12 protein-coding genes are annotated in these 12981 nt (G+C 66.4%); 6 read left to right on the top strand and 6 right to left on the bottom strand.

Translation table 11 applies throughout. The features are described from left to right. Positions 1–28: 28 nt before the first annotated feature. Together DYE07_RS05285 and DYE07_RS05280 are read right to left on the bottom strand one after the other, a co-directional pair. Positions 29–1213: a DNA recombination protein RmuC gene (locus DYE07_RS05285; protein ID WP_038567159.1), complete on the bottom strand. Its 1185-nt coding sequence runs from the start codon at positions 1211–1213 to the stop codon at positions 29–31. Positions 1214–1328: 115 nt separating this feature from the next. Continuing rightward, entirely contained in the window at positions 1329–2345 is a 1017-nt protein-coding gene (locus DYE07_RS05280; protein WP_115296504.1) for a DUF389 domain-containing protein, read from the bottom strand. A gap of 84 nt (positions 2346–2429) precedes the next feature. Here DYE07_RS05280 and ychF point away from each other — a divergent pair, with 84 nt between their 5' ends. Beyond that, the gene (gene ychF, locus DYE07_RS05275) at positions 2430–3503 is read left to right on the top strand and encodes a redox-regulated ATPase YchF (protein ID WP_006946293.1); all 1074 of its coding nucleotides are present in this window, start codon (positions 2430–2432) and stop codon (positions 3501–3503) included. Between the two features lie 97 nt (positions 3504–3600). On the opposite strand, the gene DYE07_RS05270 is transcribed toward ychF, so the two are convergent. Beyond that, a complete protein-coding gene (locus DYE07_RS05270) occupies positions 3601–4545 on the bottom strand; it encodes an EamA family transporter (RefSeq protein ID WP_115296503.1) in 945 nt (314 codons plus the stop codon). After that, on the bottom strand, positions 4542–5108 hold the full coding sequence (locus DYE07_RS05265) for a TetR/AcrR family transcriptional regulator (RefSeq protein ID WP_006946191.1): 567 nt from the start codon (positions 5106–5108) through the stop codon (positions 4542–4544). The genes DYE07_RS05270 and DYE07_RS05265 overlap by 4 nt, the downstream gene beginning before the upstream one ends. Before the next feature lie 428 nt (positions 5109–5536). Here DYE07_RS05265 and DYE07_RS05260 point away from each other — a divergent pair, with 428 nt between their 5' ends. After that, complete coding sequence (locus DYE07_RS05260) at positions 5537–6877, top strand: DUF262 domain-containing protein (protein WP_006946161.1); 1341 nt, start codon at positions 5537–5539, stop codon at positions 6875–6877. Between the two features lies 1 nt (position 6878). Further along, a complete protein-coding gene (locus tag DYE07_RS05255) occupies positions 6879–8924 on the top strand; it encodes a GmrSD restriction endonuclease domain-containing protein (protein WP_006946302.1) in 2046 nt (681 codons plus the stop codon). Positions 8925–9077: 153 nt separating this feature from the next. Here the strand turns inward: DYE07_RS05255 and DYE07_RS05250 are convergent, their stop codons facing one another. Then, positions 9078–10238 carry a cation:proton antiporter gene (locus DYE07_RS05250; RefSeq protein WP_074040640.1) on the bottom strand — a complete coding sequence of 387 codons (1161 nt, stop codon included), beginning with the start codon at positions 10236–10238 and terminating at the stop codon, positions 9078–9080. A 13-nt stretch (positions 10239–10251) separates the two neighbouring features. Continuing rightward, complete coding sequence (locus DYE07_RS05245) at positions 10252–10551, bottom strand: hypothetical protein (protein WP_006946179.1); 300 nt, start codon at positions 10549–10551, stop codon at positions 10252–10254. Between the two features lie 459 nt (positions 10552–11010). On the opposite strand from DYE07_RS05245, the gene DYE07_RS05240 reads away from it, so the two are divergent. The 3 genes from DYE07_RS05240 (at position 11011) to gdhA (ending at position 12903) form a co-directional block, all read left to right on the top strand. Continuing rightward, positions 11011–11319 (top strand): nucleotidyltransferase family protein, encoded by a 309-nt coding sequence (locus DYE07_RS05240; RefSeq protein WP_074040642.1) that lies wholly within the window; start codon positions 11011–11013, stop codon positions 11317–11319. A 14-nt stretch (positions 11320–11333) separates the two neighbouring features. Next, on the top strand, positions 11334–11453 hold the full coding sequence (locus DYE07_RS15365; protein WP_370447732.1) for a HepT-like ribonuclease domain-containing protein: 120 nt from the start codon (positions 11334–11336) through the stop codon (positions 11451–11453). Positions 11454–11553: 100 nt separating this feature from the next. Next, positions 11554–12903, top strand: coding sequence for an NADP-specific glutamate dehydrogenase (gdhA, locus tag DYE07_RS05235; protein WP_074040643.1), 1350 nt, complete (start codon positions 11554–11556; stop codon positions 12901–12903). The last annotated feature ends 78 nt before the right edge of the window (positions 12904–12981 follow it).

Below are 12981 nucleotides of genomic sequence, written 5' to 3'. Positions count from 1 at the left end.
CCCATCCAGCATGCCCGGCCGCGCACCGTCAGCCCCGCTCGTCCGAGGGGTTGCCCGGCGCGGGTTCGGCGAGCACGGGCTCGAGCAGCGCCTCGTGGGTGAGTGGGCGCGGCGTCACGTCGAGGGGCGCGACGCCACGCGGCGGGGTGGCGGAGACGTCGAGGTCGTGCATCCGGCGCGCGGTGACGAGCACGCGGCTCTCGAGCGAGCCGACGAACAGGTTGTACGCCTCGACGCTGCGTCGCAACGAGCCGCCGAGATCGTGGGTGTGCTTGGCGAGCACTCCGATGCGGTCGTAGAGCTCGCGGCCGAGCGTCAGCAGCTCACGCGCGTTCTCCTCGAGCGTCGCCTGCTGCCACATCGCGCTGACGCTGCGCATCGTCGCGATGAGGGTGCTCGGCGAGGCGAGCACGACGTGACGCTCCATCGCCTCCTCGAGCAAACCGGGGTCGGCATTGAGCGCGGACGCGAGAATGGCGTCGCCCGGCACGAAGCAGATGACGAACGCGGGCGCCTGCGGCAGTGCCGTCCAGTAACGCTTCGAGGCGAGCGTGTCGACGTGCGAGCGCAGCTGCTTGGCGTGGCGCCCCAACGCGGCGCTGCGGGCGCGTTCGTCGAGGTCCGCCTCCTGCGCCGCGAGGAACGCACTCAGCGGCGCCTTGGCATCGATGACGAGCGAACGCTCGCCCGGCAGATGGACGACGACGTCGGGGCGCACGTCGTCACCGGTGTCGTTGCGCCCGCGCCACTGCTCGTCGAAGTCGCAGCGACGCAGCATGCCCGACAGCTCGAGGATGCGCCGCAACTGCGATTCGCCCCACTGCCCGCGCACGCTCGAGGCGTTGAGCGAACCGGCCAGCGATGAGGTCTCGCGCCGCAGCTCGTCCGTCGTGGCAGTGACGCGGCGCAGGGCGACGTCGACAGAGCTGAACTGCTCGACACGGTCGCGTTCCAGCGTCGCGACCTGGCGCTCGACGCGGCTCAGGGCGTCACGCAGGGGCCCCAGAAGGGCGGCCGTCTGCGCGTCGTCGCTCACCGTCGCCTCGAGGTCGACGATGCGTTCACGCAGCACGTCGCGCTCGGCCTGCGCCGCGGCGAGCTGTGCGACGTCGTCCGTCGGGGTCACGGCCGTGCGTCGCAGGGCGACCCACATGGCGAGGGCTCCGAGGGCGAGGCCGGCGACGAACGTCACGAAGATGGCTGTTGTCTGCACGGGTGAAACTCAAGCATCTGCCGCCGACAACCCCGGAACGGCGCGGTTTGTCGGTGCGCTGCGTGTGCGGTGGAGGTGCCAGGTCGGTGCCTGTCACCACCGTGCGGTGGCGGGGTCAGTGCTCCCGTGTGGCGACCGCGGCGGGTGAGGTCGGGCTCGGCCCGAGTTGCGCGCGTAGCCACCGTTCGGAGGAACGGTGGCGCATGGCGTCGCTGAGGTGGCGCCAGACGAGGCGTTGCACGACGAGCGTCAGCACGCCCGCGATGATCATTCCGGCCAGGTTCATCCCGAGCTGCGCGGCGGATCCGGTGATCTCGGCCGCGTCGAAGATGGCGAGGCCGAGGGCGAGGTTTCCGGCGGCGGGCACCGTCGTGACGGAGATGAAGACGCCCACCATGGCGCTCGTCTTGTCGGTCGCCAGGGCGAGCACCCCGGCCGTGCCGGCGAGCAGCGCCACGATGAACGACCACAGGTCGGGGCGCCAGATGAAGCCCGTCTGAGGGCGGGGGCGTGTGACGTCGGCGGCCGAGACGACGTCGAGCGATGCCGCGAGCAGGGCGGCGAGCATGATGACGACGATGGCGAACGCGAATGTCCACAGCAGGGTGGCGGCGCTGCGCGCGGCGAGGCGCCAACGTCCGAGGGCGATGCCGGTGCAGATCGCGGCTATGACGGCGAACTCGGGCCCGACGACCATCGCGCCGACGACGAGGACGGCCGAGTCGGTGATGACGGCGATGCTCGCGAGGGCTGTTGCGATGCAGAGGAAGACGAGGTAGGTCGCCGTCGGTGTGCTCGCTTTCTCCGCCTCCCGCTCGACGAGGTGCCAGATGACGGCGTCGTCCGGGTCGCCGTGCGCGGCTTCTTCGACGTCGTGCGCGGCGTCGAACGGGGTGCCGAGGGGTTGGTCGATGACGATGCCGCCGCGGTGGCCGAGGCCGACGGCGTTGAGGTCGTCGAGGACGGCGGTGGCGGCTTCGCGGGCGACGTCGGCTTCGAAGACGTCGCCGGCCGGTTTGAGGGACGCGCCGCGCAGGTGGGTGAGGTTGGTGAGGCGGGCGTCGTCGCTCAGGGTGTCGCGGACGGCGTCGGTGAGGTCCGTCGGCACGTTGAGACGCAGGTGCACGAGCATGGCGTCATTGTGTCAGCGCCGCTGATGTCGAAGGCGTCCGTCGGATGAAGCCGGCGCGGGCGGTGGCACGTAGACTCTTCTCTCGTGGCTCTTACCATCGGAATCGTCGGTCTCCCCAACGTCGGCAAGTCGACCATGTTCAACGCTCTGACGAAGAACAACGTGCTCGCTGCCAACTATCCCTTCGCAACGATCGAGCCGAACGTCGGTGTCGTGCCGTTGCCGGATCCGCGGTTGAAGAAGCTCGCGGAGATCTTCGGTTCGGCGGCGATCCTGCCGGCGACGGTGTCGTTCGTCGACATCGCGGGCATCGTCAAGGGTGCGTCCGAGGGGGAGGGGCTGGGGAACAAGTTCCTCGCCAACATTCGTGAGGCGGACGCGATCTGCCAGGTCGTGCGCGCGTTCGTCGATGACGACGTGCACCATGTCGACGGCAAGGTGTCGCCGAGTTCGGATCTGGAGACGATCAACACCGAGCTGATCCTCGCCGATCTGCAGACGCTGGAGAAGGCTGTGCCGCGTCTGGAGAAGGAGGTCAAGGGCAAGAAGACCGAGAAGTCGGTCTATGACGCTGCCCTGGCCGCGCAGAAGGTGCTCGAGGAGGGCAAGACGCTGAGCTCCGTCGGTTTCGACACGAGCGAGATCCGCGAGCTCGGGCTGCTGACGGCGAAGCCGTTCATCTATGTGTTCAACGTCGACGAGTCGCAGCTGACGGACGAGGCGTTCCAGGCCGAGATGCAGGCGCTCGTCGCGCCGGCGGAGGCGATCTTCCTCAATGCGCAGCTCGAGTCCGAGGTCGCCGAGCTCGACGAGGACGACGCGAAGGAGCTGCTCGAGTCGGTCGGTATCACCGAGCCGGGCCTGGAGCAGCTCGCGCACAAGGGTTTCAACACGCTCGGGCTGCAGACGTATCTGACGGCCGGGCCGAAGGAGACGCGCGCCTGGACGATCGGCAAGGGCTGGACGGCGCCCATGGCCGCCGGCGTCATCCACACCGACTTCCAGAAGGGCTTCATCAAGGCTGAGATCATCTCATTCGACGATCTCGTCGAGTGTGGTTCGGTGGCCGAGGCTCGCGCGAAGGGCAAGGCCCGCATGGAAGGCAAGGACTACGTCATGCAGGACGGCGACGTGGTGGAATTTAGATTTGCGCTTTAGCCTCTCCACAGAGCTATTTGGGCCGCACCAAGTGATTTGATCCCGGTCCTGGGCGGATCTCCAGGTCTTGCCCGACGTCTATCTCAGGCCGACTGATTCAGACTTCCTGACCTATCGGGAGCTCGCTAGAACGCGACGGTTCGGCGGCACGCGCCTGTGTCGCAGGTGCGAGCGAGAGGACCAGGAGCGAGGCGCAGATGCCCGCCAGTCCAACCCAGCCGAGGGCGGGGAGGCGCTCACCGACGATGACCACCGCCAGGAGGGCGGCGATTGCGGGTTCAGCGAGGGTGAGCGTTGTCGCGGCGCTTGGAGTGACGCGCGTGAGGCCGTACCCGAAGAGCAGATAGCCCAGGAACATCGGGACCATTGCCATGTAGAGCCCGACCATCATGGGCTGGGCGGAAGCGATGAGTGGTGCGCCGGTGAGCATGAGTACGGGCATCAGCGCAATGCCGCCCAGACCGAAGACAGCGCCCATCGCTGCCGCGCGCCCGACGCCGCGGTTCATGAGGCGGTGAGCGCTCCACGAGTACATGGCGTAGGTTGCGCCAGCAACCAGGCCGAGGATGACGCCGGCGACCGTGGGGAGCGTCTCGCTCGGCGAGTCGTGCATCTTCGCAGCGCACAGTACTGCGCTGCCCGCGATGCCGAGCGCTACGGCGAGCATCCACCAGCCGCTGAGTCTGCGTCGCTCGATCACTCGTTCCAGAAGGCCCGAGGCGATGGGGGCAGAGCCGAGGGACACAACAGTGCCGACCGCGACGCCAGCCAGATGCATCGAGCTGTAGAAGGCCAGCGGGTAGATCAGCACGGCTGCGGCTCCGACGAGCACTGTCCCACGTTGCGAAGACAGTGCGGGTCGTTCCCGGCGGAGCGAGGGGGCCGCGATGGCTGCCTGCAGGATCCCGCCGATGCCGAGCGCGGCCGCGCCCATGGCCAGCGGGCCGACTGCCGGTGCGAACGTCGCCGCAGTCCCCGTGGTACCCCACAGGAGGGCGGCGGCGAGCACCGCGAAGATGCCGGTGGGGGAGCCTCGCTTCACAGTGCGGCCAGCATCCGCGATGCGATGGCTCGGGCGTGCTCCAGGCGCGCCGGGGTGCCCTCGAGACCTGCCCGTGCGACGGCTCCTTCGAGGAGGAAGCTGAAGTGCTCGGCCAGCTCCAGCGCCTCGGCGTCGGTGGCCATGACTTCCAGGTTCTCGACGAGAATCCGCTCCACCTGCTCCTTGTGCGCGCGCACGGCCGAGCGAGCAGGGTGTCCGGCCGGGAACTCGGCGGCCGCATTGAGCAGCCCGCATCCCCGGAAGCCCTTGCCGTAGGCATCGTTCGCGTGGTCGATGTAGGCGTCGAACACTGCCAGCACTCGGTCTGCTGCCGTAGACGCCTTCACCGCACGTGCCTGGTGGAGGCCGAGCCACTCCTCGTGGCGGGAATCGATATAAGCGCTGACGAGCTCTGCCTTGGACGAGAAGTTGTTGTAGAGGCTCTTCTTCGCGACCCCGGCCTCAGAAGTGATCGTGTCGATCCCTGTCGCGTGCACGCCGTCCTCGTAGAAGCGTCTCGCTGCGGCATCGAGCAGCCGCTCTCGCGCTGATCCTTGATTCATGTCGCCCTCCGGTAGTAGGTAGGTCAGTCTACCTACTACCGAGAGTTGTCTCAATCTCTGTGCGCTTGGATGCTTACGAGCACGGGCGCGAGGTCCTAACAGCATGCGTGAGCCCGAGATGGGGATCGTTCTTCGCGACTGGGCTGTGGGGAGACGGCATGACGGGGTCCAGGAAGCTGTGCACGCGCAGAGGTTGGTATGTGCGGCGACGTGGTGGAATTTAGGTTCAATGTGTAGTCGAGTTCCGGTCTAACCTAAGGGGGCTCAGTGATCCAGCTCTGGAGTGTTATCGCAGTTGCGATCTTGACCGTTTTGTCGTTGTTGCCCGCACACCATGCTCCTGCATGCACTCCAGCACTGACTGCACGATGCAATTTCGGATCCCGACCCCTGGTACAGCGTCCTACCTATCGATTACCGTCGACACCATGACGATCAACACCGAGATGCTGCAGTTCGTCTCCGTCGACGAACTGCTCGGCACTCAAGGTCCCGACCTGCGCATACCGGATTTCCAGCGCCCGTACTCCTGGTCCCCACGCATCGCGGCACAGCTGTTCACGGATGTCGCGGAGGCTCTCGATAGCAGGCCGGAGCATTCGTACATCATGGGCACCGTCATCCTCCTGAGGCGTCCCCAGGAGTCGCATTTCGAGGTGGTCGATGGACAGCAGAGAATCCTGACCCTCCATCTGCTGCGGGCGCTTCTGCGCGGCCAGAGAATCCCCCATCTCCAATCAGGGGACACCCCGATCCACCACGTCCATCAGGAACTCTCGCGACGGGTCGCCGACCTCGAACGTTCTCCGGGGCGCCTCGACAGGTACCGGGAATTCCTCGACGCCGAAGCCAAAGTTCTGAAGATCGTCACCGATGACGAGGATGAGGCATTCCAGTTCTTCGACTCGCAGAACTTCCGAGGCAAATCACTGCGCCCGCACGACCTGCTCAAGGCCTTCCACCTGCGCGAAATGGCAGATGCCAGCACTGCCGAGCAGCGCGCCGTGGTCGAGCAATGGGAGAAGGCCGACGAGAACGAGCTGGACCGGCTCTTCGGCACCTACCTGGCCCGCATCCACTGGTGGAGCCGCAACATGCCAGCGCATGCATATACCACCGATGACCTCGACCTCTTCAAGGGAGTCGGCAGATCCACTCGCCGCCTGCCGGGGGCCGAATACCATCGCGCTGCCAAGGCGGTGCTTCCCGGCCTGCAGGAGTGGTCCTATCCTGATGCCGACTCGGTGACCCGCAGAGATCTCAAGCGGGCCCAGCACCAGCTCGATGCTCCGGTCGCTGCGGGTAAGTCCTTCTTCGACTACGCCGCGTTCATGCTCGAGGAGTATGAGCGGCTGGACGAGGAACTCTTCTCCGACGCCAACACAGCCGGTCTCACGACTGCGGATCGCACGGTCTTCCACGACGGGGCGCGATTCAGGTACTGCCGGGAGCTGTACGTCGCCGCGGTCCTGTACTACACGAACAAGTACTCCGAGGCCGATATGCCGCAGGTACGACGCCACCTCTTCCGCTGGGCATACTCCCTCCGCTTGGCGTACGAGCGTCTGGGCTGGAGAACCACGGACAACTACGCACGAGGGATCAGCACCAATATGGACGGCCTGAACAAGGTGAACCTGTTCTCCGCCATCCGCGACAGTCTCGATCCGCGGGAGATCGAGCTGGAGAACATGAGCGCCCCGCGCACGGCGCGGACTGACAACCCGGAGGATGCACGGCTCCTCACCCTGCTGAAGGAGTCCCGCTGAGATGACACAGACCATCGCTCAGGATGACGTCCAGGCCATCCCCGTCGGGCAGCTCTTCAGCCCGGACGCTCCCAGCTATTCGATTCCCCTCTACCAGCGCAATTACACCTGGGGCGAGGAGCAGATACACCGCCTGATCCACGACGTCTTCGACGAGGCCGAGCAGGAGGAGGCCAAGGACTACTTCCTTGGCAACCTCGTGGTCGCCCCTCCGCAACGGGCCGATGAGCCGCTCGACGTGATCGACGGACAGCAGCGCCTGACCACCTTGTATATCCTGCTGGTCAAGCTCTCTTCCCGGCCGGGTTTGAAGGACCGCATCGGTCCGCTTCGGCCGCTCACCTACGAGGCTCGGGAGAAGGCCACCCGCGCTCTCCGCGGCGTCGCCGATACGATCGATGAGCCGGCGGAGGATGAGAAGGATCGAGAGGACTCCGGCATCCTCCGCGCATCGATGATTATCGAACAGCTACTGGACGGCGGGGCCGACGGTGACCGTTTACAGACTCCCCAGGTGATCGACTATCTGCTCACCAGGGTCCTCGTCGTCCGCATGCCGATCGACCGGAGCACCGATCTGAATCGGTACTTCGAGATCATGAATACGCGCGGTGCGCAGCTCAGTCCCGTGGACATCGTCAAGGCGCGACTCCTCCGATACCTGTCTGACCCCCTCGATCGCGCCCTGCTGAACCGCGTCTGGACAGCATGCTCCGACATGGAGCACTACGTGGGGATGAGCGCCACTGCCGGAAACACCTCCCAACGCGCAGAAGTCTTCGGCCCCGACTGGGACCAGATGCCGACAGCAGATTTCTCCCGCTTGCGTGCACAACTCATCGACACCACCTCCGAAGCGGCCTCGCCCGCCGCCGACGACGCTTCGAACACACCCGAATCCACCGCGCTGACCCTCGACGATGCGGTGGCTGCCTACTCCCAGACCACGGTCAGGACCGAGTCGGAAGATGCCGACGGCGGCGAGCGATTCACATCGCAGATCACGTTCCCGACTCTGCTGCTGCAGGTTCTCGCGGTGGAGGGAGCAGGCAGGGGCTCCGCACGGGAGGATGATCGTCAGCTCGACGACAAACTGCTAGTGCAGCGCTTCTCTGCACGCGTCGATTCACTACCGCCGCCGGAGCGGATTGACTGGGTGCGCAAGTTCACCACGGACCTGCTGCGCATCCGCTACCTGTTCGATCATTTCATTCTCAAGCGTGATGCGACGCTGACCACCGGGCACGAATCCACCACGGACGAGGAACCTGGCAGCTGGTCGTTGTACCGGCTCGCGCGAGGATCGTCCCGTCGCGGCAACAACGGGCAGGACACTCCCCGGTACCCCTCGACCTTCGCCGCTGACGAATCCGGTGCCGGCCCGCGCAGCCTGCACCGACGGATCCTGCTGCTGCAGTCGGCGCTGCGCATCACCTACACCTCCCCGCGCACGATGCACTGGATGACCGATGCACTTCGCTACGTCACCGAGCTCACCGATCACGATGAGCCGATCACAGCTCAGGGCTTCCTCCACTGTCTCGAGTCCCATGCCCACGAGCGCCTGCGCGAGGCGGTGACCCCGGACCCGGACAAGGAGGAGACCGGCCCGGATGGGATGGCGCTCGGCTTCGCCATCCCGCGCATCGTGTTCACGTACCTGGACTACCTGCTGGTGGAGGAGATGAACCAATGGGACTTCACCTTCAGCTACCGCACCTCCGTGGAGCACTTCTCCCCGGGCACCGAGGACATCGAGCACTCCTCCTTCGCATACCGCCTGGAGGATCCGCACCTTCTCGACTGGTTCGGGAACTTGGCGCTGGTCACTGTGAGCACCAACTCGAAGTTCAGCAACTACCTCCCTGCGCAGAAGGCGAACAACCACGATGCTCGCCGGCAGAGCCTGAAACTCGAGCTGATGGCACGGCGGGCGGAGACCGGGAGTTGGAACGACGCAGATGTGCGCACTCATCATGAGGAGATGGTGGAGTTGTTGCGCCGGGCGCTTGCAGGAGAGCGAGCGCGATCAGATTCTGACATCTGATCGCCCCCTGTCCCCGTGAGAAGTACGTCAGGTCGAAGAATGGAAACGGGGTCTGGACCGAGCTACGGCATTGGGTGCCGCTCGGGGATGATGTGGAGCGGTGGGTCGAGAGGTTATTCGGCTACGGAACGTGGTCGAGTTCCGCTTCAATGTTTAAGGGGTGGGTGGCGGATCGACGCGGTCGTCCTGCTGCGCCACCTTCGCCAGCGGACCGCTGAGGGCCGCCGTCGCGACGATCGTCACGAGCGCGCCGAGCAGCATCGCCGTGTCCTCGCCAGGTCGCAGCAACCCGAGATGCGTCCCCGTCGTCGCGGCTGCCACGGGCACCCCCATCTGCGCCGCGGTCGTGACGGCGACCGGCCACGGCTGCTTCGTCATCGCCATCGCGCCGTGCACGACAAGAGCGCTCAACCCCAGGGCGAGACCGAGCGCGAGGGCATCCGGATGCGCCGCGAGGTCACGCAGGTTGAGCGACGCCCCGAGCCACACGAAGAAGATCGGCGCGAACAGCCCGTCAGTCAGCGCGAACACCTGCTTCGCGACGCGCTTCGGCTCACCGACCCCCGCAACGGCCAACCCGACGCAGAATCCCGCGAGCATGATCGACACGTGCCGCCACTGCGCGAGCGCCGCGACTGCGAACAGGATCGTCAGCGTCACCCGCAGCTCGAGCGCGAGCCCGCGATTCTCCGACACCTCGTGCACCCGCCGTCGATACCCGCGCTGCTCGACGAACCGCAGCACGACGAACACGACGAGCGACACCGTCACGACCGCCACAGCGCCGATCGCCGCCCGCGACATGTGCGCCGGATCGATCGCGAACGGCAACGCGACGATGCACGCCGCGTCCGCGAGCGCCAACTGCGGCAGCATCGCGACGATCGAGGGCCCCGTCAGCGGCATACCCTGCAGCGCCGGCATGACGATCGACGCCGAAGAACTCGCCAGCAGCACCGCGTACAGCCCCGCGTGCCCCGTGCCGAACACGTGCGCGATCGCCCATCCTGCGGGCGCGGCGAGCACCCCGACGGCGACCGCCCGCGCCACGCCGATCGACGCACCCGTGCGCAGCGCCTTGTCGCGCACCGGCACGTGCGTGCCGGCGACGAACATGACGAGCGCGAACCCGACGTCCGCGAGAAACGCGAACGTGCCGTCATGCGGGTCGAGCACCCGCGCGCCGGTCTGCCCGAGCGCGAGCCCGACGACAAGCTCGCCGATGACGACCGGCAACCTCACCGCGCGCGGCAACGACAACAGCGGCCCGAGCACCGCGACGAGACAGATGAGAGCGAGTTGCGCGAAGTTCACGTCCGTCGCGACCTCAGGCGGAACGGTGCGCGAGGTCGACGATGCGCACAGGCACGTCGGTGTTCTCGTCCGTGTGATAACTCGCGCAGACCCGGTGATAACCGTCGGCGATGATGGCGTCGCGTCCGCTCGTCGCGTCACCACGCACGAGCAGCACCGGGCTGAGCGCCCTGCCGTCGGCGATCTTCTTCAGATCCGACGTGACGTGCGGGTTGTCCGTCGGCAGCAGGGCGAAGCGCGAGGCGCCCAGAATGTCCTTCGCCTTGAAGTGCGCCGATTCGACGTTCTCGAACGCCTCGACGGTCGTCGTCATCGTCGCCTCACCGGCGAGCAGCGACAGATACGCCGCCGCCGACGTGCCTCGGGGCCAGCCTGAGCATGTACACGTCCGATTCCCCGTTTCATCGTGCGGTGTCACACGATATCGGTCGTGAGTTGGCTGCGCACCTCACTTCTATCGGCGAGGACGAGTCTCTGAGGAGTGCGCTCGACGATGGTGGGCGGAGCGGGAGAATGGTTAGGCAGAGAATCCACACGGGCTATTCTTGCCCCCAATGCAGGCGTGGGAAGAACCGCGAAATCCGGCAGGCGTTCGCACGCAAGCTGCGGCGCCGGCAGAAGGTGCAAACTGCTGACACTCGGCGACATCGCCGACGTCGACATGCGCATCGGCTACACGGACTGACTCGATCCCTGTGGTGGACGCAGGCGACCCGTCGCGGGCGTCCGCCGGTGCTGTGGTCGATCCAGCCTGCGGTGCGATACGCAGGGCATGCCTTCCGTCGTGAGCCTGGACCACGAGGCGATCAGCCGCGTCGCAGAACGTCCCGGCGTGGCCGAGTTGTCCCTGTTCGGCTCAGCTGCTGCGGGGACTTCTCATCACAACAGCGACGTCGACTCTCTGGTCGATTTCCTCCCTGATCGCCCCGATCCGCTGGAGGACTTCTGCGCCCTCCGTGACGACCTGAGCAGGATCCTCGAACGCGATGTTGACCTCGTGGCGAAGCGCGCCATCCGCAACCCGTACTTCCGCGACTCAGCTCTCGCGCAGGCGGAGGTTGTCTATGTTGCCGACGTCTAGAGCGCATCTATGGGATGCGAAACATCCGTGCCCGTGAGTACGGGGTGGTCGAGCACGAGATCGTGTGGGCGGTCGTCGATTCGCGTCTCACTCCGTTGGCGCAGGAGCTGGCAAGGCTTCTCGGCGAGTCATGACTCGCCCACACTCGAGTGGAATTACGAACCGGGCCAACGTCACATGGCCGTCGCAGGCATCCGCTCGTAAGGTGGCGGGACACCACGATGAGGAGAACACATGCCTGAGCGGCTCGAACCCCAACTCGAAACCGTGCGCGAGACGATCCTTCGCCGCAACCCCGGCGAGTCAGAATTTCACCAGGCCGTCGACGAGGTGCTCGCCAGCCTGGGCCCGCTGCTGAAGCGTCGCCCCGACTACGTCGAGTCGAGCATCATCGAGCGTCTGGCGGAGCCCGAGCGTCAGATCATCTTCCGCGTGCCATGGGTCGACGACGACGGCCGCGTGCAGGTGAACCGAGGATTCCGCGTCGAGTTCAACTCAGCGCTCGGGCCATACAAGGGTGGCCTGCGCTTCCACCCCAGCGTCTACCTCGGCATCGTCAAGTTCCTCGGCTTCGAACAGGTCTTCAAGAACGCGCTCACCGGCATGCCCATCGGCGGCGGCAAGGGCGGCTCCGACTTCGACCCGAAGGGCCGCTCCGACGCCGAGATCATGCGTTTCTGCCAGTCGTTCATGACGGAGCTGTACCGCCACATCGGTGAGTACACGGACGTACCCGCCGGCGACATCGGCGTCGGCGGCCGCGAGATCGGCTTCCTCTTCGGCCAGTACAAGCGCATCACCAACCGCTACGAGGCCGGAGTGCTCACGGGCAAGGGCCTCACCTGGGGTGGCGCGCAGGCGCGAACCGAAGCCACCGGGTACGGCCTCGTGTTCCTCACCGAACGGATGCTCGCGACGCAGAACCGTTCCTTCGACGGCGCGAAGGTCGTCATCTCCGGCTCCGGCAACGTCGCCGTCTACGCCGCACAGAAGGTCACCCAGCTGGGCGGCACCGTCGTCGCGATGAGCGACTCCGGCGGGTACGTCGTCGACGAGCGGGGCCTCGACATCGACGCCATGCGCGAACTCAAGGAATCCAGGCGCGGACGCATCAGCGAATACGCGGACGAGCACGAGGGCGCCCGATTCGTCGCCGAAGGAAGCATCTGGGACGTGCCGTGCGACGTGGCCCTGCCCTGCGCCACCCAGAACGAGCTCCCGGACGACGCAGCTCGCACCCTCGTGGCCAACGGCTGCATCGCCGTCGCCGAAGGCGCCAACATGCCGACGACGCCCGCAGCGACCGCCCTGCTGCAGGAGGCAGGCGTCCTGTTCGCGCCCGGCAAGGCGTCGAACGCCGGCGGCGTCGCGGTGAGCGCCCTCGAGATGCAGCAGAACGCCTCCCGCGACTCGTGGTCGTTCGACCACACCGAAGAACGCCTGCGCGCCATCATGAACGGCGTCTTCCGCACCTGCGAGGAGACGGCCGACGCCTACGACGTGCCGGGCGACTACGTGCGCGGCGCCAACATCGCGGGCTTCGTCAAGGTGGCCGACGCGATGCTCGCGCTCGGCGTCGTCTGATCGTCGTCCGAGCATCGAACGCCCCGAATCGGTGTGGTGGAAAAGCCGATTCGGGGTCTGCGCGGTCCGGCGGCGGCG

Origin of the sequence: Dermacoccus nishinomiyaensis (assembly GCF_900447535.1) — a bacterium.
In the GTDB taxonomy this organism is placed as follows: Bacteria; Actinomycetota; Actinomycetes; order Actinomycetales; family Dermatophilaceae; genus Dermacoccus; species Dermacoccus nishinomiyaensis.
The sequence above is the reverse complement of the archived record's forward strand: the minus strand, read 5'-3'. Positions and strand labels throughout refer to the sequence as shown.